This is a genomic window from Bradyrhizobium sp. CCGUVB14 (genome assembly GCF_024199935.1).
In the GTDB taxonomy this organism is placed as follows: Bacteria; Pseudomonadota; Alphaproteobacteria; order Rhizobiales; family Xanthobacteraceae; genus Bradyrhizobium.
The window spans coordinates 3,420,910-3,441,793 of the sequence record NZ_JANADS010000001.1; the positions used below are offsets into that span (position 1 = coordinate 3,420,910).

Sequence of the window (20,884 nt, forward strand, 5' to 3'; positions counted from 1 at the left end):
CTTCATCGAATTGCCACAGGCCTTGGGAATCGTCGGCTTTCGCCCGCAATCGATGAGGCCCTGCAAGTGGTGACCGGGAACGATCTGGAATTGGCCCTCGATCAGGTCCGCGCCAATGCGGCGGGACCGGTGGGCGGTGTGTTCGGCCCCGACACGGTGACCTGGCGGATCGACCGCGAGGCCGTCATCTTTCTCGGTGCCGGTCGTGCGTTGCTGCTCCAGCTCGCGCATCCCTGGGTCGCCGCCGCCATCGCCGAGCATTCCAAAACGTTTGCCGATCCGATCGGCCGTTTCCATCGCACCTTCGACATCGTCTTTGCCATGGTGTTCGGCACGCTCGACCGAGCCATGCTGTCGTCGCGGCAACTGCATCGGCGCCACGCGATGATTGTCGGCGAGATGCCCGAGACGGTCGGTCCCTTCGCGGCGGGCTCGCGCTACACTGCCAACGACATCCCCTCGCTGCGCTGGGTTCACGCGACGCTGGTCGAGACTGCGCTGATGGCGCACGATCTGGTCCTGCCGCCGCTCGCGACGGAGGAGCGCGAGCGCTACTGGACCGAGAGCCGGGCCTTTGGCGCGTTGTTCGGACTGACGGGCGATGATCTGCCGGCAGATTGGTCCGGCTTTGCCGCTTACACCGCAGCGATGGCGCAGTCGGACACGCTGACCGTCAGCCCGGCCGCACGCGAGATCGCCGCGCAGATTTTTGGCGGCGCGCGTCCGTGGCTGCGGCCGCCGCGATGGTACCGCGCGCTCACGGCGCGGATGCTACCGGAACGCCTGCGCGCAGGCTTCGGGTTGCAGCTCGATGAGCGCGACTCAAGAGCCGCCGACAATGCGCTGCGATGGATCAAGCGGGTCTATCCGCAATTGCCGGAACGGCTGCGCTATGTCGGTCCCTACCAGGAAGCGCAGGCGCGGCTCCGCGGCGAGCCACAGCCGGACTGGATGATCCGCTGTCTCAACCGCGCCTGGATCGGCCGGCCGCAGATGGATGTGCGCGGGAAGGGGTGAGGCTCTAATCTTAATCCGTCATCCTGAGGTGCGAGTGGCGCGATGCAAAAGCATCGCGCCGAGAGCCTCGAAGGATGCACGGCCCTGCTGTTGCAGCCGGGCCGTCGCCCTTCGAGGCTCGCCGAAGGGGCGAGCACCTCAGGGTGACGGGAGATAGAGTGTCGTGCTCCCCAGTCTCACACCGCCGCCAGTCTCCGGTACAGCGCGCTGTAACTCCCCGCCGAGATGCTCCACGAAAACGATCGGCCCATGGCGCTGCGGCGCATGGTGTCGAGCTGGTCGTGGGCCATGAACGCCGAGAAGGCGCGGCGGACGCCGCCGAGGAAGGACTCGTGCGAGGGTCTGGAGAACAGGAAGCCGGTCTCGCCGTCGGTGATGGTCTCGGCGAGGCCGCCGGTCTGGTGGCCGATCGGAAGCGAGCCGAAACGCTGGGCGTACATCTGGCTCAACCCGCAGGGCTCGAAGCGCGACGGCATCAATGTGAAATCGCTGCCGGCGAAGATGCGGCGCGCCTGCGCGTCGTTGAAGCCGATGGTGACGCCGATGGCGTCGGGACGGCGGCGATGGGCATCGATCAGCGCCTGCTCGAGCGCGGGCTCGCCCGAGCCGGTGACCACGATCTGCCCGCCGGCATCGATAATCTCGTCGGCGGCCGACAGCACGAGGTCGATGCCCTTCTGGTGCACGAGGCGTGCGACGATCGCGAACATCGGCCCGCGCGAGACCGCGAGGCCGAATTGCTTGCGGACATAATCCGCATTGGCCTTCTTGCCGACCCAGTCGCCGGCGCCGAACTGCTGCGCGAGCTGGGCGCAGGAGCGCGGGTCCCAGCTCTCGTCGATGCCGTTGAGGATGCCGGTGAGCTCGGACGCATCAGAGCGGACGCGCAACAGGCCTTCGAGGCCGCAGCCGAATTCCTCCGTGGTGATCTCGCGCGCATAGGTGCCGCTGACGGTGGTGAGGTGCGAGGCATAGACGAGACCGGCCTTGAGGAAGGAGAGCTGGTCGTAGAACTCGACGCCGTCGATATGGAAGGAGCTTTCGGGAACACCGATCCGCCGCAGCGAGTCCTTCGGGAAGAGACCCTGATAGGCGAGGTTGTGGATGGTCAGGATCGACGGCAGCTTGGCGCCGCGCCAGGCGAGATAGGCCGGCACGAGCGAGGCCTGCCAGTCGTTGGCATGGACCAGGTCTGCTGCCCAATTCTTGTCCAGCTTGCCCATGGCAAGCTCAGCGGCCGCCGAGGCAAATCGCGCGAAGCGGATGTCGTTGTCCGGCCAGTCGAGCCCGGATTCGTCGCCGTAGGGGTTGCCGGGACGGTCGTAGAGTTGTGAGCACAACAGCACATAGACCGGCAGGCCGTCCTTGGTGGCGGCCCGGCCGAGCGAGCAGGGGGGCATTTCCGCGAATGCCGGGCAGCGGCCAACGATCTGAATATGCGTCAGTTGCTCGATGATGTCGCGATAGCCGGGCAGCATGATCCGGATATCGGCGAAGGGGCGGAGCGCGCGGGGGAGGGCAGCGGAAACGGCACCGAGTCCGCCGACGCGGACGAAGTCGTCCATCTCCGTGGTGACGAATAAGACCCTCAAGAACGATTGCCCTCTTCCGATCCCGATTGCTGCTATGCAAGATCGGGTCCAGTTGCCCCTGGATATCTCAAGCCCCCCGCGAGACGCGTTCGTTCGGTAAAGACTTTCCTACTCAGCCGCCGCCATCTAGGGTCGGCGCACCAACAAGAGAGAACATCGATAGTTCCTAAAGGGCGGGCCAAGGACTAAGCAGGGATGCAGCTACCAGATAAGCACGAAGACACGACGACAAAGGCCTTCGCCGGCCTGCGTGTCCTGGATTTTTCGACCACGATCGCCGGCCCCCATTGCGCGCGGATGCTGGCCGACATGGGCGCCGAGGTCATCAAGATCGAGAGCGATGGCGGCGAGACGATGCGGACGCGGCCGCCGCTGCGCAACGGCTGCAGCACCGTCTTCGGCCAGCTCAATGTCGGCAAGAAGAGCGCAGTGCTCGACCTCAAATCCGAGGACGGCAAGGAGGCGGTCCGCCGGCTGGTTGCCACCGCCGACATCCTGGTCGAGAATTTTCGTCCGGGTGTGATGCGCCGGCTGCGGCTCGACTACGACAGCCTTCGCCCGGTCAATCCCAGGCTGATCTACTGCTCGATCTCCGGCTACGGCCAGACCGGTCCCTCGGCCGAGCTGCCGGCCTATGCGCCGGTGATCCATGCCGCCTCCGGCTACGACATGGCGCATCTCGCCTATCAGCCCGGCCGCAACCGTCCGGACTATTGCGGCATCTACCATGCCGATGTCGTCACCGGCACCTACGGCTTCGGCGCGATCGCCTCCGCGCTCTATCAGCGCACCGCGACCGGGCTCGGCCAGCACATCGACGTCTCCATGCTGGAATCGATGCTGACCTTGACGGTGATCGAGCTGCAGAGCTCGCAATTCGCGGTGAAGCCGCCGCCGCGACCGATGTTCGGGCCGACCGAGACCGCCAACGGCTATGTCATGATCACGGTGGCCAGCGAGAAGACGTTCCAGGCCTTGATGGGCGTGATCGGCCGGTCGGAATGGATCTCCGATCCGCGCTTCTCCTCCTACGCCCCGCGGCGCGAGAACTGGGCCGACATGATGGACGGCGTCGAAGTCTGGTCGAAGCTGCTCACGACCGATGCGTGTCTCGTGGCTCTGAGCGCAGCCGGCGTGCCGGCCTCGGCCTATCGCACCATCAAGGAAGCTCTCGCCGATCCGCAGCTCGCGCACCGGCAGGCGCTCTCGTCGGTGGAAGACGGAGGCGGCGCGTTCAGGGTGATCAACCTGCCGTTCCGGATGACGGGCGCCGACACCACGCCGGGCAAGACCATGGCCGAGCTCGGCGAGCATACGAACGAACTGCGCGAGGAGATCGGCCTCGGCGACGCCGCGCCAATTCCGTCAGGCAAAACACAAGCGACCAACTGAGCTCATTGCGCTGCGCGTGCGGCATCGAACCTCGCGTGTTCCTCTTGCCGTCGCGTGCATTTGTCGCCAATCTCGCTCCCGAGTCATTCACGATCCGAAACATCGGACGAGGATCCCGGGAGGAACCATGACGAACATTGCTGCCGCGGCGTGCAAGCGCGCGCCGATTTTCCTTGTTGCGGCATTTGCGTTCCTTCCGCTGGCTCATCCGGTGCAGGCGCAGAAGGCCGGCGGCAGCATCACCGTCGGCCAGGAGCTGGATATTCCCGGCTTCGATCCGCTCAAGGTCGGCGTCTTCGATTCCTCCGGCTACACCGCGGCGGCCCTGATCTTCGACACGCTCACGACGCTCGACGACAAGGGCGAGGCCGCGCCGAAGCTTGCGGAATCCTGGACGCATTCCGACGACTACAAGAGCTGGACCTTCAAGCTGCGCAAGGGCGTGAAATTCCACGACGGCACGCCGTTCAATGCGGAAGCCTTCAAGGCGAATTTCGACCGGCAAAAGGATCCCGCCAACAAGTGCCGTTGCGCCTTCTACATCACCACCGTGAAGGAGGTGCTGGCGCCGGACGAATACACCATCGTCTATAACCTGACCGATCCGTCCGTGAACCTGCCGGCGACGATGAGCATCCAGAGCACCAACAACGTGGTGCAGTCGCCGACGGCGTGGAAGACCAAGGGCGACGATTATAACCGCAACCCTGTCGGCACCGGTCCCTACATCCTGAAATCATGGACCGCCGGCGACCGCATGGTGCTGGAGAAGAACCCCGACTATTGGAACAAGGGCCATCCCTATCTCGACCGCATCGTCCTGAAGCCGCTGCCGGACGCGCAGTCGCGCTTCGCCTCGCTGCAATCGGGCGAGGTCGACATCATCTGGGACGACGAAAACGACTCCGACAATATCCTGAAGGCGCAGAAGGACTCCAAGCTGACCGTGCACACCTACAAGGGCTCGGGCGCGCAGGTCTATGCCTTCAACACCAAGGTGGCGCCATTCGACGACGTCCGGGTGCGGCAGGCGCTGGTGATGTCGATCGACCGGCCCAAGATGTCGCAGGCGATCAGCAACGGACTGAGCCGGCCCGCCACCAACCCCTACGGCGACGGTTCCTGGGTCAAGTGCAAGGACGACGGCGCGCTGCCTTACGACCTCGAGAAGGCCAAGGCGCTGCTCAAGGATTACGGCAAGCCGGTCGACTTCAAGATGCTGGCGACGGCAACGCCGCGCGGCCGCGTGATCGGCCAGGTGCTCCAGCAATTCTGGAAGCGGGCCGGCGCCAATATGGAGATCGACCAGGTCGACCAGGCGACGATCCCCTCGCGCGCCTTCTCGCGCCAATTCCAGCTGACGCCGTGGCGCATCGTCGATCTCGCCGACCCCGATCCGCAGATGTACGCGAATTTTCGTACGGGCAGCCCGGTCGCGCTCGCCGGCTTCTCCGATCCGGAGCTCGACAAGCTGCTCGACCATTCGCGCGTCACTGCCGATGTCGCCCAGCGTACCGAGGATTATTGCGCGATCAGCCGCCTGATCAACAAGGAGGCGATCTGGTTCTGGACCTTTCAGAACACCTACTATGCGCTGTCGAGCGCCAGGCTGAAGGGCTTCCCGAAGATCTATAACGGCGTGATCGACGTCTCGAACACCTGGCTGGAATGACCGCGCGATGCTGACTTTCGTCGTGCGGCGGCTGCTGGCCATCCTGCCGGTCCTGCTTGCCGTCTCGCTGCTCACCTTCCTGATCGCCTCGCTGCTGCCTGGCGATCTCGCCTTCGTCATCCTCGGCGATCAGGCGACGCCTGAGAATGTCGCGGCGCTCCGTCATGACATGGGGCTCGACCAGCCGATCTGGTGGCGCTACCTGAGCTGGCTCGGCCACGTGCTGCAGGGCGATCTCGGCCGCTCGTTCCGCACCGGGCAGACCGTGCTGCAGGCGGTGAGCGAGCGCATCCCGGTCTCGCTCGAGCTGATGCTGATGGCGGAGTTCATCGGCCTCCTGATCGGCGTTCCCCTCGCGATCGCCTGCGCCGCGCGCGCCGGCGGTGCGTTCGACCGCTTCATGACCGGCAGCGCCTTTGCGATGCTGTCGATGCCGTCCTTCCTGATGGCGATCCTGCTGATCTACCTGTTCGCGGTCGAGCTGCACTGGCTGCCGGCGACCGGCTATGTGCCGTTCACCGAGGAGCCGCTCGCCAATTTGCGCTTCTTCGTGCTGCCGGCGCTGACGCTGGCGCTGGCCGAATGGCCGGGCATCATGCGGGTGCTGCGCTCCGACATGATCGCGACCCTGCAGGAGGACTACATCGCCCTCGCGAAAGCGAAAGGCTTGAAGCCTTCGCGCATCCTGTTCGTGCATGCGCTGAAACCGTCGTCGCTGACCCTGGTGACGGTGACGGGCATCAATATCGGCCGCCTGCTCGGCGGCACGCTGATCGTGGAATCGATCTTCGCCCTGCCGGGCATCGGCCGGCTGCTGGTCGGCGCGATCTACACCCGCGACCTCGTCATCCTCCAGGGCGTGGTGCTGCTGGTCGCCTGTGGCTTCGTCATCGTGAACTTCATCGTCGATATGCTCTACGCCGTGCTTGATCCGAGGATCCGCCATGGCCACGCTTGAGCTTTCGATGCAGGACGAGGTGTCGGCGCCGGTTCGGCGCAAGCGGAAGCTCGGGCTGCTGTTCTGGGTCGCGAGCCTGTGGCTCGCGGCCATCATTGCGCTCGCGATCCTCGCACCGGTGCTGCCGCTGCAGAATCCCGTCGACATGGACATGCTGGAGCGTCGCGCCGCGTTCTCGACCGAGCACTGGCTCGGCACCGACGGCCTTGGCCGCGACGAGCTTGCCCGGCTGATCTTCGGGGCGCGCGTCTCGCTGACCGTGGGGCTGATCGCGCCGATGATCGGCCTTGGTATCGGCGGCGCGCTGGGCCTGCTCGCCGGCTATTTCCGCGGCCGGTTCGAGACGCTGGTGGTCGGCAGCATGGACGTGCTGCTCGCCTTTCCGCCGCTGATCTTCGCGCTCGCGGTGACCGCCTATCTAGGCCAGTCCATTCCCAATCTCACCATCATCCTCGGCGTGCTCGGCATTCCCGCCTTCATGCGGGTGGCGCGCGCGGCGACGCTGACACTGGCGCGGCGCGAATTCGTCATCGCGGCCGAGGCGCTCGGCGCCAGCCATGCGCGCATCCTGCTGCGCGAGTTGCTGCCGAACGTCATCTTGCCGCTGCTGGCGTTCTTCCTGCTTGGCGTCGCCGTCACCATCGTGGTCGAGGGCGCGCTGTCCTTCCTCGGGCTCGGCGTACCGCCGCCGATCGCGAGCTGGGGCAGCATGATCGGCGAGGGGCGCGATAGCCTCGACGTCGCGCCGCGGCTGGCATTCCTGCCGGCGGTCGGATTGTTCCTGACCGTGCTGGCGTTCAACCTCGTCGGCGACACCATGCGGGCATTGACTGACCCGCGTCAGGGGGCGCTGTGAGCACGCCGCTACTGACCATCGAGGACGTCGCGGTCGAGCTGCCGACCCCACGCGGCAATTTGCGCGCGGTCGATCACGTCGACCTGTCGCTGGAGCCGGGTCGCACGCTCGGAATCGTCGGCGAATCCGGCTGCGGCAAGACCATGCTGTCGCGGGCGATCCTTCAACTGCTGCCGAAGAAGGCAAAGCTTTCCGGGCGCGTGATGTTCGACGGCCAGGACCTGGTCCGGCTCGCGCCTGAACGTCTGCGGCGCCTGCGTGCGCGCGACCTCGCGGTGGTGTTCCAGGACCCGATGACCTCGCTCAATCCGGTGCTGACGATCGGAACCCAGTTGATGGAGACGATCCAGGAGCACCTCGAGCTCGACGCACCGGCCGCGCGGAAGCGCAGCATCGAGCTGCTCGCCGCCGTCGGCATTCCTGCGCCGGAGCAGCGGCTCGCGCAATATCCGCATCAATGTTCCGGCGGCATGCGCCAGCGCATCGCGATTGCGATCGCGCTGTCCTGCGAGCCGAAACTTCTGATCGCGGACGAGCCGACCACGGCGCTCGACGTCACCATCCAGGCGCAGATCCTCGATCTGCTGGCGCGCGAGCAGCGCCGCCGCCACATGGCGATGATCATCATCACCCACGATCTCGGCGTGGTCGCCGGGCGTGCCGACGAGGTCGCGGTGATGTATGCGGGCAGGGTGGTGGAACGTGCGCCGACGCAGGCGCTCTTCAAACGCATGCACATGCCCTACACCGAGGCGCTGCTGGCCGCGATCCCGAAGCTGGAGACCGCGCCGCATACGCCGTTGCCTGCCATCTCCGGCCGTCCGCCCGATCCGACACGGCCGCTCAAAGGCTGCTCCTTTGCGCCGCGCTGCCGCTATGCGGCCGGGCGCTGCCACGAAGCCAAGCCCGAGTTGAAGAGCGCCGAGATGCCGGGGCATCTCTACGCCTGCTTTCACCCGATCCAGATGACGGAAGGGATTGGCGCGTGATGCAGCTCGCCGTGCAGAAGCAGCCGTTGCTGAACGTCGACAATCTCGTCGTCGAATATGGTCTCGGCAACAAGACGGTGCACGCGGTCTCCGGCGTCAGCCTTCACGTCGCGCGCGGCGAGACGCTGGGGCTGGTCGGCGAGTCCGGCTGCGGCAAGTCGACGCTGGGCCGCGCGGTGCTGCAATTGCGGCGTGCCAAAAGCGGCCGCGTGCTGTTCGACGGCGAAGACCTCACCGCGATGGAGGGCGATGCGCTGCGAAAGATGCGCCGCCGTGTCCAGCTGATCTTCCAGGACCCGATCGCCTCGCTCAATCCGCGCCGGCGCATCGGTGACATCGTCGCCGAGCCGCTGATCATCGCGGGTGTCAAGGATGCCGCCGAGCGCAAGCGGCGCGTTCACGAGGTTCTCTCCGCGGTCGGGCTCGATCCCGATCTCGTGGCAGGGCGGTTGCCGCACGAGTTTTCCGGCGGCCAATGCCAGCGCATCTGCATCGCGCGATCGCTCGTGCTCAACCCCGAGTTCATCGTGTGCGATGAGCCGGTCTCCGCGCTCGACGTCTCCATCCGCGCGCAGATCCTCAACCTGCTGGAGGAGATGAAGACGCGGTTCGGCCTGACGTTGCTGTTCATCGCGCATGACCTTGCCGTGGTCAAAGCGGTCAGCGATCGCGTCGCGGTGATGTATCTCGGCCGGCTCTGCGAGGTCGGCCCATCGGAGCAATTGTTCGCAAAACCTGCGCATCCCTATACCGGGCTGTTGCTGGAGGCGATCCCGGTGCCTGATCCGGACGTGCGTCCCGCCGAGAGCGTGGCGATCGGCGAGCCGCCATCGCCGATTGCGCCGCCATCCGGTTGCCGTTTCCGCACCCGCTGCCCGCGGGCGGACCAGCGATGCAGCGCGGAGATACCGGAGTTGCGCGAGGTAGCAATCGGCCAGTTCGCCGCTTGCCACCATCCGCTGGGCTAAACTAAGACAGGTCCCGGGTTTGTCTCGCCCTGCCGGCCGTGGCATGGTGGCGCGACGAAGAGTATGCCGGGAGGACGCCATGAAGAGTTTCAAGGTCGCCGATTTCAAGGCGCCGCTGCAGGAGTTCGACGAGGCGACGCCGCAACCCTCGGGCACGCAGGTGCTGATCAGGGTGAAGGCCGCCGGCGTCTGCCACAGCGACCTCCACATCTGGGAAGGCGGCTACGATCTCGGCCACGGCCGCAAGCCGCTGTCGTTGAAGGATCGCGGCATCAACCTGCCGCTGACCATGGGCCACGAGACCGTCGGCGAAGTTTTGGCGTTCGGGCCCGACGTGAAGCCGACCGATCAGGGCGGCCTCAAGCTTGCCGATGTCGGCCTGGTCTATCCCTGGATCGGCTGCGGCAAATGCGCCACCTGCCTCGCCGGTGACGAGAACATGTGCCTGACACCGCGCTCGCTCGGCGTCTATTGCGACGGCGGCTATTCCGATCACATGCTGGTGCCGCATCCACGCTATCTGCTCAACCTGAAAGGTCTCGATCCCGCATCGGCTGCGCCTTACGCCTGCTCGGGCGTCACCACCTACAGCGCATTGAAGAAGGTCGAGCAGCATTTCGATACGCCGATCGTGATGTTCGGTGCCGGCGGTCTCGGTCTGATGGCGCTGTCGCTGCTGAAGGCGATGGGCGGCAAGGGCGCGATCATGGTTGATATCGACGCGAAGAAGCGCGAGGCCGCCGAGAAGGCCGGCGCACTCGCGACCGTCGATCCCAAGGCGGGCGATGCGCTGGAGCAGCTCGCGAAGAAAGCCGGCGGGCCGATCCGCGCCGTGATCGATCTCGTCGGCAATGCCGCGACGACGCAGCTTGGTTTCGACTGCCTGACCAAGGGCGGCAAGCTCGTCATCGTCGGCCTGTTCGGCGGCGGCGCGACCTGGGCCTTGCCGCTGATCCCGATCAAGGCGGTGACGATCCAGGGCAGCTACGTCGGCAATTTGCGTGAAACGCAGGAGCTGCTCGACCTCGTCCGCGCCAAGAACGTGGCGCCGATCCCGGTGACGAAGGCGCCGCTCAACAAGGCCAACGACGCGCTGCTGCAGTTGCAGCAGGGTGCCGTGGTCGGGCGCACGGTGCTGACGCCGTAATTCGCCGCCGTTTGCTTCTCGTCATGGCCGGGCTTGTCCCGGCCATCCACGCCTTCCCGTGGAAATGGCATTAAGACGTGGATGCCCGGGTCAAGCCCTGGCATGACGGAGAGAGTAGGAAATCCTTAAATGTCCGCAAACAACGCCTTCCACATCGCTGTGCTCGCCGGTGACGGCATCGGTCCCGAAGTCATGGCGCCCGCGCTCGAAGTGCTGCGCAAGATCGAGTCCAAATCCGGCTTGAGCTTCCGCTTCACCGAGGCGCCGGCCGGCGCGAATAATTATCGCGCCACTGGCAAGTCGATGCCGGAGTCCACGATCAAATTGTGCGAGGAAGCCGACGCGATCCTGCTCGGGGCCTGCGGCCTGCCGTCGGTGCGTTACCCCGACAATACCGAGATCGCGCCGCAGATCGAGCTGCGCTTCATCTTCGATCTCTACGCCGGCGTGCGCCCGGCGCGGCTCATTCCGGGCGTGCCGAGCCCGATCGTGGGCGCCGACAAGCGCGGCATCGACCTCGTCGTGATCCGCGAGTCCACCGAAGGCCTGTTCGCCTCGATGGGCAAGGGCGTCGTCACCCATGAGGACGCGCGCGAGACCATGGTGATCACGCGCAAGACCTCCGAGCGGCTGTTCGATTTCTCGTTTCGCCTGGCCGAGCGGCGCAAGGCACGCGGCAAGCCGGGATCGCTCGCCTGTGTCGACAAGGCGAATGTGTTCAAGGCCTTTGCCTTCTTCCGCGGCATCTTCGATGAGATCGCGAAGAAGCATCCCGAGGTGAAGACCGATCGCCTCTATGTCGATGCCTGCTCGGCCATGCTGGTCAAGCGTCCCTGGGATTTCGACGTGATGGTGATGGAGAACATGTTTGGCGACATCGTCTCCGACATCACCGCGAGCCTGATCGGCGGCCTCGGCATGGCGCCGTCGGCCGATATCGGCGACAAATACGCCGTGTTCCAGCCGTGCCACGGCACCGCGCCCGACATCATGGGGCAGGGCAAGGCCAATCCCACCGGCATGATCCTGTCGGCGGCGATGATGCTGGACTGGCTCGCCGACAAGCACGGCGTCGAGAGCGCGGCGGAGGCCGGTGAGCAGATCGAACGCGCGGTCGATCAGGTCTATGCCGGCGGCCTCAAGCCGATGGAGTTCGGTGGCAGCAACGGCACGGCCGATATCACCAAGGCGGTGCTCGCCGCGTTGTAGGAGGGGATCGCGCCGCAAGGCGGCGGCCCTGAAGGGCTTGGACCACCATGAACAAGCCGGTGCCCGAACGATATCAAGATCTCCGGACGTTTGCCTTCGGCGACAGTCCGGCGCTTGCCGATGAACTGCTCGAGCTTGTTGTCAAGGGCATCAAGACGGCGACCTGCAGCACGGAAGACGAGCCCAACACGTCGACGCCCGGTGAGCGCTGGGTCGTGCTCGACGGGCGGGGAGAGCCGCGCTGCGTCATCGAATCTGTCGAGATCGCCTACCGGCGCTTCGATGATGTCGACGCGGCCTTTGCCTACGATGAGGGCGAGGGCGATCGCAGCCTCGCCTATTGGCGCAACGCCCATCGCACCTATTTCGGCCGGCTCGGACGGTTCAGCGAAGACATGATGCTCATGTGCGAGCGCTTCCGCCTGATCGAGGTTTTCGGCGATTGATCGCGTACGACGTCTTCCAGGAAAAAGGGGCCTTGCGGCCCCTTCGTCATCTACCAGCGGTGCCAGTGGCGATAGCCCCCGCCCCACGGACGCGGGCCGTAACCGTAGAAGCGTCGCGGACCGCCGTAATAGCCGTAGGCGCCGTAATAGTTCGGGCGCCACCAGCAGCGGCCCCAGGCGTTGCAGACCATGCGCACCTGGTCGACATGCGCGGCCGGTCCGCCGGTGACCTGATCGGCCTGCGGAATGCCGTTCGGCATCGCCGCGAGCGCTTGTCCCGACGCCAGCGCAGCACTGCCAAGGGCAACCAGGCCAAGAACAGCAAGTTTGAGTCTCATCGCGATCTCCCTCGTTGGTGGCGGGAGAACTTGCGGCGGATCAATTGGTTGCTATCGCAGCGCTGGGCCGCGAGGAATTTAATCTTGGTGAACAAGTGTTCAGAGGAACGACGTCGTCGCGATCCTGGTCCGTGGGGCGTTGTTCAAGCACGCATCCCCATCGGAGGCCGAAATGGCGGGTCATGCTCGGGCGATGGTGCCGGGGCATAATGATCGAATTCCATTGTGAAGGTCGCGCGCCCCTGGCTCATCGAGCGCAGATCATTCGCGTAACCGAACATGTTCATGAGCGGCACCATCGCTTTGATGGCGGTGGCGCCGCCACGCATCTCTTGCCCCTGGATCTGCCCGCGCCGCAAATTCAAGTCTCCGATAACGAGCCCCATACAGTCCTCGGGGGGCACCACCTCTACCGTCATGATCGGCTCGAGCAGTAACGGCCCGGCCTCCTGAAGTGCCTGTCGGAAGGCCGCACGTGCGGCAATCTCGAAGGCAAGCACAGAAGAGTCGGTGTCATGATATTTGCCGTCAATCAGTTCGACCTTGATGTCGACCACCGGGAAGCCGGCGACCACGCCCGAGGGAAGCACGCTCTCGATCCCCCTTTCGACGCCGGGGATGAATTTTTTCGGTACCGCGTTGCCCGCGATCCTGGACTCGAACCGGTAGCCTTGGCCGGGCTCGTTCGGCTCGACATGCAGCTTGACGGCCGCGAACTGGCCCGAACCACCCGACTGCTTCTTGTAGATGTATTCCATCTCGACGGGCCATGTGATGCGCTCACGGAACGCCACCTGCGGTGCCCCAACTCTGAGATCGATGTCGTAAGTACGCTTGAGGGTCTCGAGTTTGGCGTCGAGATGGAGTTCGCTCACGCCCTTCAAGATGATCTGTCCCGACTCGTGATCGATCGACATGTCGAAAGCAGGGTCTTCGGTCGCGAGCTTCGCCAGCGCAATGCCGAGCTTCTCCGCATCGGCCTTCGAGTTCGGCTCGATCGCGATCTCGACGAGCCGCGGCTGTGAGAACATTTCGTTCGCCGTGACATACGGATTGATTCTGGGAGTGCCGGACTTCCAGTTCACCCATTCCTGAGCTTCGCGGAACGAAACAAAGTCGGCGATCGGCAGATCGGTGAGATCAGCCCGCCGGTGAATGACGCGCCAGCCACCTTCTTGAAGGCGCTGGATAATGAAAGATTCCATGGGCAAGCCGGTCATTCGACGTATCAGACCTTAAGTAGCCCTATTACAATCCCTATGCTGGTCCAATCGTGACGCCGATCTTTATCAGCCGCCGTGATGTTATTTTGTCGGTGTTTTGCCCGACGTGTCAAATCTGATGGCCGCACGGCTCAAGCGATGTCGGCCCATTGTTCCGGTCCCGCTCGCTTCAGCGACCCCAAAAATGCTTCCACATCGTCGCTCAACGACCGCACGAGCGTCACAATGAATCATCAAAGCGCCGTTTCGAGAGCGGTCAATGAGGCAGGAGCTGGGTCTACTCTGTACGGAGGGAAACCATGGCGCTCCATTTCCGCACCATCGACGGTTCAGACAACAACCTTGCGGACCCGGCCCTCAATCAGGCCAACACAGACTTTGCACGCGTGGGGCCGGCGAATTTCGCCGATGGCTTCGACGCCATGCAGCCTGGTCCGAACCCGCGCGAGATCAGCAACATCGTGGTGGCGAACGCGCCGGACACCCATCTTGAGGTCAACGGCGTCGCGCTGTCCGGGATGATGTATGCATGGGGTCAGTTTGTGGATCATGACCTCGATCTGGAAAAGAGCGGGGTCAACACGGCGGATATTTCAATTCCCGTTCCGGCGGGCGACACGCTGCCTCAAGGCACCGTGATTCCCGTGACGCGGGTGGCAATCGATCCGGCGACCGGCGTGCCCGGACATCCCGCAACTGCCATCAACACAGTGACCGGCTGGCTCGATGGCTCCCAGGTGTATGGTTCCGACCCCGTCACCGCGGCCAGCCTGCGCACCGCGGATGGTCACATGAAGGTGTCGGCCGGGGACAATCTGCCGATCGTCATGACCGCGCAGGGACCCGCCTTTGCGGCGGGGGATGTGCGGGCGCAGGAGAATCCCGATCTGACGGCGCTGCAGACCTTGTTCGTTCGCGAACACAATTACCAGGTCGATCAATTGCAGCAGGAGCATCCGGGCTGGAGCGGCGACCAATTGTACGAGATGGCCAGGGCGATCACGACCGCGGAAATGGTCAACATCACCTATAATGAGTTCCTGCCGCATTTGCTGGGAAAGAATGCGATTCCGGCCTATCACGGCTATGATCCCAACGTTAACGCCCGCATCACCGAGGAATTTGAGGGAGCGGCCTATCGTTTCGGTCACTCCATCGTGTCGGCCGACATCAATGGCATCAGCAATCTGGGCGCGACCACAGCCGAACAATCGCTGGCGGACACCTTCTTCGAAGCGCCGGCGGCGTTCATTGCCAATGGCGGCGCCGATGGGCTGTTGCGGCATCTTGCCAGCGATACCGCGCAACCGCTCGATACTCATATCGTTGAGGAGCTCCGCAGTTTCCTGAGTGATCCTCCGGATGCAATCGATCTGGCCGCGACCAACATCCAACGCGCGCACGATCTGGGTCTCGGGACACTGAACCAGACGCGGGAGGCGTTGGGACTTGCTCCCTACAAGAGCTTCGACCAGATCACCTCCGATGCGGCCACGGCTTCGGCGTTGAAGCAGGCTTATGGCTCGGTCGATGCCGTAGACCTGTGGACGGGCGGGCTGGCGGAGGATCATACCGCGGGAGCGGCCATCGGTCAGACCTTTGGCAGGATCATCGCTGACCAGTTTACGGCGTTGCGCGATGGGGACCGGCTGTATTTCGAGAACCAGGGTTTCGATCGGCAAACCCTGCAGGACATCAAGTCGACCACACTCTCGGACATTATCGAACGCGATACGACAGGTACGACCGCCATGCAGGCGGATGCGTTCGTATCAACCGAGCGACATTCCGGCACCCTTGGTGGGGTCGATCCGACCGGAGCGAACGCCGTGAGCGGCCAGGCTCAGCTGGTGGTGGGATCTCCAGGCAAGGACACGCTGACCGGCGGAAGCCTGGATGACACCCTGGTGGCGGCAAGTGGTCACATGACGATGACCGGCGGCGCCGGCGCCGACACGTTTGTTTTCGATCTTGGCAACCTCACGGGACAACACAACACGGCGGTCATCACCGACTACGATCCCAAGGTCGATAAGCTGCAACTGCTGCAGAACGGTGGCTTTGCTGCCGTCAGAGTATCCTCCGATCATCACGGCGGAACCCTTTTGCATCTCCGCAACGAAACGATCGACCTGCTCGGCGTGAACCCCAACGAATTGCACCATCACGATTGGGCCTGAGTTCAAAATGCCGCGTCGCCCAAAGCGCGCGACGCGGCAGATTACTTCCCCGAAAACTGCGGCTTGCGCTTGTCCATGAAGGCCTGTCGGCCCTCGCGGAAATCCGCGGAGTCCATGCAGGCCGTGCCGACCGCCTTGATCGCGTCCATGTCGCGCTGGCTTTCGTCCTTCAGCACTTCTGCGATGGTGACCTTGGCGGCCTTGATCGCGAGCGGCGCGTTGTGCGAGATCGTCTCGGCGATCGCCATGGTCTCGCCCCAGAGTTGATCGTCCGGGATCACGCGCTCGACGAGGCCGATGCGCAGCGCTTCGGTGGAATCAATGCGCATGCCCGTGTACATCAAGAGCCGCGCCCAGGACGGGCCGACCAGCGACACCAGGTGCCGCAGGCCGTCATAGCCATAGGCGATGCCGAGCTTCGCGGCGGGGATGCCGAACTGGCTGTCATGCGCTGCGATGCGGATGTCGGCGAGCATTGCGACCTGCATGCCGCCGCCAAGGCAAAAGCCCTGGATGCAGGCAATCGTCGGCTTCGGGTAATCGGCGAGCAGCGCGCGCTGGGCGGCGCTGCGCTTGCCGTAGTGTTCGGAGGCGGCCGCGTTGTGGCGGGTCTTCTCGAACTGGCTGATGTCGGCGCCCGAGACGAACGCCTTGCCGCCGGCACCGCGCATGATCACGACGCGCACCGTCTCGTCGTCGCGCAAGGCGGTCAGCGCCTCGCCAAATCCCTCCCACATCTCCAGCGACATCGCGTTGCGCTTGTCGGGATTATTGAAGGTGATCACGCCGACGCCGTCGGTGACCTGCTTGAGGATCTTGCCGTCGGCGTAGGGAGTATTTTGGGACAGATCTGGCATCGCGCGCTCGCTTGTCGTTTGGCGAGCGCAATGTGCGACCGGGCGAAGGCCCGGGTCAACCGCGGCGGGGGATGCAGCCTTGCATTCGCCCGTGCCGCGATTGCATGCCTACTGCGCCATATGCGCGGTCAGCGGATGGCTGCCGGCATTGCTGAAGAAGGCGGCTTCTTCGGCGGTCGCCTCCAGCAACTGCTCGTCCTGATTATAGACGTCGTTGCGGAACTGGATGGTCTGGTCCTTGGTCATCCACGCCGTCAGATAGATCCAGGCCACGGGCACCTTCCTGGCCATGGCGACCTCCTGATGCTGCCCGGTGGCAATCTCGGCGTCGATCGCGGCACGGCTCCATTTCGGCTGGTCCTTGAGCAGCCAGGCGGCGAGATCTCGCACATTGTCGACGCGGGAGCAGCCGTGGGAATCGAAACGGTAATCGTCGCTGAACAGATTACGCTGGTTGGTGTCGTGCATGTAGACCGAATAGGAGTTCGGCATGTCGATCTTCACCGCGCCGAGCGCGTTGAAGGTGCCGTTCTGCTGGCGCACGGTGAAGTTCGGCGTATGCGTGCCCGACCAGTCGACCGAATGCGGGTCGATCGGATTGTCGTGGCCGTCGAGCACCTCCATGTGCATGCGCGACAGATAGGTCGGGTCCTTGCGCATATGCGCGGAGATCTCGGTCTTGGCGATCGAGGACGGCACGGTCCAGGTCGGGTTCAGCACCACGGCGGTGATCTGGGCCGTCAGCGTCGGCGAAGGTTTTTCGGTCTTGCCGACGATGACGCGATAGCGCCGCACCACGACGTCGTTCTCGACCGCCTCGGCAAAGGCGGCGGGGATGTTGACCACGACATAGCGCGGGCCGAAGCTGAAATTGGTGTTCTCGAGCCGCTCGAGCGACGCCTCGAGTTGCTTGATGCGCTTTTGCACGGTGACGTTCATCGCCGCGAGCGTGCGCGGCGTGATTGTGCCCGTCGGCGCAAGGCCGTGGCGGGCCTGGAAGCGCTTCACACCGTCGGCGAGATCCTGGTCGAAAGCGCCGCTCGCCTTCTCCGCGGCGAGGTCGCCCGAGAGGATCAGCCGCTTGCGCAGGAGGTCGTCATTGGCGCCTTGTACGCCGAGCGCGAACTTGGCGTCCGCGGGAATCGTCGGCCAGCCGCCGCGCACCGCGAGATCGGAATAGCTCAGCGCCGCATCCTTGATCCGTTGGGCGGTGCCCTCGTCATAGGTCGGCTCATGCGTCAGCGCGAGCGCCGCGGCCGAGCGGCTCTCGGCGGTCGAAGCCGGTGCCGCAGTGGCGGCTTTGGGGGCCGCGGCGTGAGCCGGGTTGGCGGCTGCCGGCACCGTGCCGGACGGGGCGGCGGGCTTGGAGCCGGCCTGGCCCGTGGTCTCGGTCTGCGCGAGCGCGGAGGCACTGGCGAGGAGGCCCATGGCAATGATCACGGCATGGCGTTTCGACATCTGTCTGGTTTTCCCCATGAGGCAATTCCCGGCCGCTTGCTGCGTGCGCCGATTCGCGAAATCGGCGGGAAGCTAGGGCATCAGGGTTGCGGTCCCATTAAGCGCATCGAGGCCTCCGCGGTCCACGCGGAGGCTCTCGATTAGGTCGCAACAAGGTTGGGGCGGGTTCGCGTCACCGGCGACGAATGCCAAAAAAAAGAGGGCGGCTATGCCGCCCCAAAAACCGAAGGCCGCGCGCGTAGGGCGCGCTAGCCCTTATCCTGCAAGTCAGGTCTCATCCTGCCAATCGGGCCTCGCCCAATCCAGCCGCGCCCCCGCGACGCGGCGGATTGAACATTGGCCCTGAAGGCCAGACCGTCGACCGGCTCAGCTCTCGTTGGCTGCGATCGATTCCATCAGCGAGACGAGCTGACGCTGCACCGTCTGATCCTTGATCTTGCTGTAGGCGCGCAGCAGGCGGAGGCTGAAAGCCGAGTCCAGGAACAGGAGGCTTTCGACTTCGCGGGCCTTGTTGTCGCCGTCATAGAAGAAGGTCACGGGCACATCGAGGGCGGAGGCGATCTGCTGCAGCCGAGCCGCGCCGACGCGATTGACGCCCTTCTCGTACTTCTGGACCTGCTGGAAGCTCACGCCGAGCTTTTCACCGAGCTCGGCCTGCGAGATCTTCATCTCGACGCGCCGCAAGCGAATCCGCTTGCCAAGCTCGATGTCCGGCTTGCCGGCACTGCGCTGCTTCATTCTCTTCGCCGCTGCTTTCATTTTATTTTTCACCTTTGTTCTTCGGTTGAAAATCCCCCGAAGAGCTGGGTCAGGGGTTCGCCCATATACGAGTCCTTGAATTCATGCGGGTGCACGAATTCTTCCTTAAACCACGGGAAGCGAGCTGGATTGAAAGCTTCGATCAGCCAGTCAATCATGTGCCGCACGCGGGGAATCCGGCCGCTACCAGGGTGGTAGGACAACCAGATATCCAGCGGTCGGTTCAACTCGACCTCCAGTGGAATCAACTTCCCGCCCAGCGCAATGGCATAGCTCGGGAATACGCCGATGCCGGCGCCATTCGCGACGGCCCAGTAGTTGGCGCTTGAGACGTTGGTCTTCATGACCAGAAGGTCACGTTCCGGAATGCCCGGGAAGAAGCTCTCAAAGGTTTCCTTGGCGGCGAGCTGGTCGGCGAATTGCAGCACCAGGCGGTGCTTGATCAATTCGAGGGCCGAGCGCGGCGTGCCGTATTTCTCAAGGTATTTTTCCGAAGCCCAGAACATCAGATGCATGCGGCCGAGCCGCACCAGCTTGACGTCGAGTGCCGACGGCCGCGACAGATGGATGGCCACGTCGGCCTCGTGGCGGGAGACGTCGGCCGAGCGCATCGCGCAATGCAGGTCAACGATGATCTTCGGATAGGCCTGCTGGAATTCGACCAGCCGCGGGGCGAGCCAGAACGTGCCCAGTCCCTCGGTGACGGCGACGCGGACCTCGCCAGTGAGGGCGTTGGCGGTCGAGTCGCTGGTACGCAGCACGTCGAAGGCGGCCGCCTCCATGCGCTCGACGGCGGAAACCACCAGCGCACCTTCGTCGGTGAGATGGGTGCCGTGGACGTCGCGGGTGAACAGGGTGGTGCCGGTCTGGCGCTCGAAATCATCGATCCGGCGGCGGACAGCGTTGATCGACAAAGACAAGCGTTCGGCCGCCGAGCGGAAACTGCCGCATCGAACGACTTCCAGGAAAATGCGGGCCGCATCCCAATCGGAGAGGCCGCTGATATTTGTCTTTAGGCGTTCCTCCAGTGGAACGCCCCTTTCCGCCAAGGAGTGCATACAAGTCCTTTCGGGTCGCTAAACTGGCAGAATCTAGCGCAAACCACAACCACGACGGGTTGGGGATCGGTGAGTTTTGAACGCCATACTTACCGCGCCCGAGGTGGTATTTTAGTGTGCTTAGGTCTGGGAATCGGGCAAATTGTTGCCCGGAAGAGGGGTTAGTCGTGCGTTCCGTTGCGAGCCTTACCGTGGCTGCGGGATTGCCGGGTCCATGTGGACCGGAGGGTAGCGTGCGAAATGCCGCGTGCGCTCGCGGGATGGATCGATCGCGCAGGCCCAAACGTTTCAGCTTTGATCGCTCCGACCTGCGTCGCCTAGCGATGCCGTCTGGAACAGTGGTTTCGGCGCAGAAACACATTGAAATCATCTTCGAGGGCGCGGACTCCCCATGTTATCCTCGGCTCGCTTTGGGGGCGAAGGGGATCGTATCAAGCACGTCTCGTAGCCCGAACTAACGGAAAGAACGCCGTGTCGCATTCAGACGAACAGCTACAGTCGGTGCTCGAGACGCTCGAGGAGTGCCGCAAGGTTCTCAATGAGAGCAACAGCCGTGAGTCGGCTGAGCTGCTCTCGATCGTCATCCTCGATGTCAGGATGAAGCTCAAAGGAATTGACGGTGCCGACCTCAAGGCGCTGTGCGACGAAATGCTGCGGAGCGCTGCCAGCGAACCGCTGCCCCCCTCCAAGCAGACGCAGGACCAGCCCCGGCGTCCGCTGCTCCGCGTGGTGAAGTAGCCGCGCCGCCGAATCTCGCTTTTCGGC

18 protein-coding genes and 1 pseudogene are annotated in these 20,884 nt (G+C 64.2%); 12 read left to right on the forward strand and 7 right to left on the reverse strand.

Annotation, left to right across the window (positions count from 1 at the left end):
* Nucleotides 1-66: 66 nt before the first annotated feature.
* Nucleotides 67-1,017 carry an oxygenase MpaB family protein gene (locus NLM32_RS15860; RefSeq protein WP_254129881.1) on the forward strand — a complete coding sequence of 317 codons (951 nt, stop codon included), beginning with the start codon at nt 67-69 and terminating at the stop codon, nt 1,015-1,017.
* A 176-nt stretch (nt 1,018-1,193) separates the two neighbouring features.
* On the opposite strand, the gene glgA is transcribed toward NLM32_RS15860, so the two are convergent.
* On the reverse strand, nt 1,194-2,609 hold the full coding sequence (glgA, locus tag NLM32_RS15865) for a glycogen synthase GlgA (RefSeq protein ID WP_254129882.1): 1,416 nt from the start codon (nt 2,607-2,609) through the stop codon (nt 1,194-1,196).
* Between the two features lie 195 nt (nt 2,610-2,804).
* Here glgA and NLM32_RS15870 point away from each other — a divergent pair, with 195 nt between their 5' ends.
* The 9 genes from NLM32_RS15870 to NLM32_RS15910 all read left to right on the forward strand — a co-directional run bounded on the left by NLM32_RS15870 (nt 2,805) and on the right by NLM32_RS15910 (nt 12,246).
* Complete coding sequence (locus tag NLM32_RS15870) at nt 2,805-4,001, forward strand: CaiB/BaiF CoA-transferase family protein (protein ID WP_254129883.1); 1,197 nt, start codon at nt 2,805-2,807, stop codon at nt 3,999-4,001.
* Between the two features lie 127 nt (nt 4,002-4,128).
* Nucleotides 4,129-5,673: an ABC transporter substrate-binding protein gene (locus NLM32_RS15875; protein ID WP_254129884.1), complete on the forward strand. Its 1,545-nt coding sequence runs from the start codon at nt 4,129-4,131 to the stop codon at nt 5,671-5,673.
* Between the two features lie 7 nt (nt 5,674-5,680).
* Nucleotides 5,681-6,631, forward strand: coding sequence for an ABC transporter permease (locus NLM32_RS15880; RefSeq protein ID WP_254129885.1), 951 nt, complete (start codon nt 5,681-5,683; stop codon nt 6,629-6,631).
* On the forward strand, nt 6,618-7,487 hold the full coding sequence (locus NLM32_RS15885; protein WP_254129886.1) for an ABC transporter permease: 870 nt from the start codon (nt 6,618-6,620) through the stop codon (nt 7,485-7,487). Before NLM32_RS15880 ends, NLM32_RS15885 begins: the two co-directional genes overlap by 14 nt.
* Nucleotides 7,484-8,476, forward strand: coding sequence for an ABC transporter ATP-binding protein (locus NLM32_RS15890; RefSeq protein WP_254129887.1), 993 nt, complete (start codon nt 7,484-7,486; stop codon nt 8,474-8,476). Before NLM32_RS15885 ends, NLM32_RS15890 begins: the two co-directional genes overlap by 4 nt.
* Complete coding sequence (locus NLM32_RS15895) at nt 8,476-9,444, forward strand: ABC transporter ATP-binding protein (RefSeq protein ID WP_254135317.1); 969 nt, start codon at nt 8,476-8,478, stop codon at nt 9,442-9,444. Before NLM32_RS15890 ends, NLM32_RS15895 begins: the two co-directional genes overlap by 1 nt.
* A gap of 79 nt (nt 9,445-9,523) precedes the next feature.
* Complete coding sequence (locus tag NLM32_RS15900) at nt 9,524-10,591, forward strand: alcohol dehydrogenase (RefSeq protein WP_254129888.1); 1,068 nt, start codon at nt 9,524-9,526, stop codon at nt 10,589-10,591.
* A 129-nt stretch (nt 10,592-10,720) separates the two neighbouring features.
* Nucleotides 10,721-11,800: an isocitrate/isopropylmalate dehydrogenase family protein gene (locus tag NLM32_RS15905; RefSeq protein ID WP_254129889.1), complete on the forward strand. Its 1,080-nt coding sequence runs from the start codon at nt 10,721-10,723 to the stop codon at nt 11,798-11,800.
* Between the two features lie 47 nt (nt 11,801-11,847).
* A complete protein-coding gene (locus NLM32_RS15910) occupies nt 11,848-12,246 on the forward strand; it encodes an ASCH domain-containing protein (RefSeq protein WP_254129890.1) in 399 nt (132 codons plus the stop codon).
* A gap of 50 nt (nt 12,247-12,296) precedes the next feature.
* On the opposite strand, the gene NLM32_RS15915 is transcribed toward NLM32_RS15910, so the two are convergent.
* Complete coding sequence (locus tag NLM32_RS15915; RefSeq protein ID WP_254129891.1) at nt 12,297-12,584, reverse strand: hypothetical protein; 288 nt, start codon at nt 12,582-12,584, stop codon at nt 12,297-12,299.
* Nucleotides 12,585-12,727: 143 nt separating this feature from the next.
* Nucleotides 12,728-13,612, reverse strand: a pseudogene (fusA, locus tag NLM32_RS15920) (elongation factor G); the annotation flags it as partial.
* Between the two features lie 494 nt (nt 13,613-14,106).
* Between fusA and NLM32_RS15925 the strand changes: the two are divergent.
* Entirely contained in the window at nt 14,107-15,987 is a 1,881-nt protein-coding gene (locus NLM32_RS15925) for a peroxidase family protein (RefSeq protein WP_254129892.1), read from the forward strand.
* 41 nt (nt 15,988-16,028) lie between these two features.
* Here NLM32_RS15925 and NLM32_RS15930 read toward each other — a convergent pair whose 3' ends face one another.
* The 4 genes from NLM32_RS15930 to NLM32_RS15945 all read right to left on the reverse strand — a co-directional run bounded on the left by NLM32_RS15930 (nt 16,029) and on the right by NLM32_RS15945 (nt 20,119).
* Nucleotides 16,029-16,844, reverse strand: coding sequence for an enoyl-CoA hydratase (locus NLM32_RS15930; protein WP_254129893.1), 816 nt, complete (start codon nt 16,842-16,844; stop codon nt 16,029-16,031).
* Nucleotides 16,845-16,952: 108 nt separating this feature from the next.
* Complete coding sequence (locus NLM32_RS15935; protein WP_254129894.1) at nt 16,953-18,302, reverse strand: murein L,D-transpeptidase; 1,350 nt, start codon at nt 18,300-18,302, stop codon at nt 16,953-16,955.
* Nucleotides 18,303-18,668: 366 nt separating this feature from the next.
* The gene (locus NLM32_RS15940) at nt 18,669-19,040 is read right to left on the reverse strand and encodes a helix-turn-helix domain-containing protein (RefSeq protein ID WP_020608151.1); all 372 of its coding nucleotides are present in this window, start codon (nt 19,038-19,040) and stop codon (nt 18,669-18,671) included.
* Nucleotides 19,041-19,069: 29 nt separating this feature from the next.
* Nucleotides 19,070-20,119: a LysR family transcriptional regulator gene (locus NLM32_RS15945; RefSeq protein ID WP_254129895.1), complete on the reverse strand. Its 1,050-nt coding sequence runs from the start codon at nt 20,117-20,119 to the stop codon at nt 19,070-19,072.
* A gap of 471 nt (nt 20,120-20,590) precedes the next feature.
* Between NLM32_RS15945 and NLM32_RS15950 the strand changes: the two genes are divergently transcribed.
* The gene (locus NLM32_RS15950) at nt 20,591-20,857 is read left to right on the forward strand and encodes a hypothetical protein (RefSeq protein ID WP_254129896.1); all 267 of its coding nucleotides are present in this window, start codon (nt 20,591-20,593) and stop codon (nt 20,855-20,857) included.
* Nucleotides 20,858-20,884: the final 27 nt, after the last annotated feature.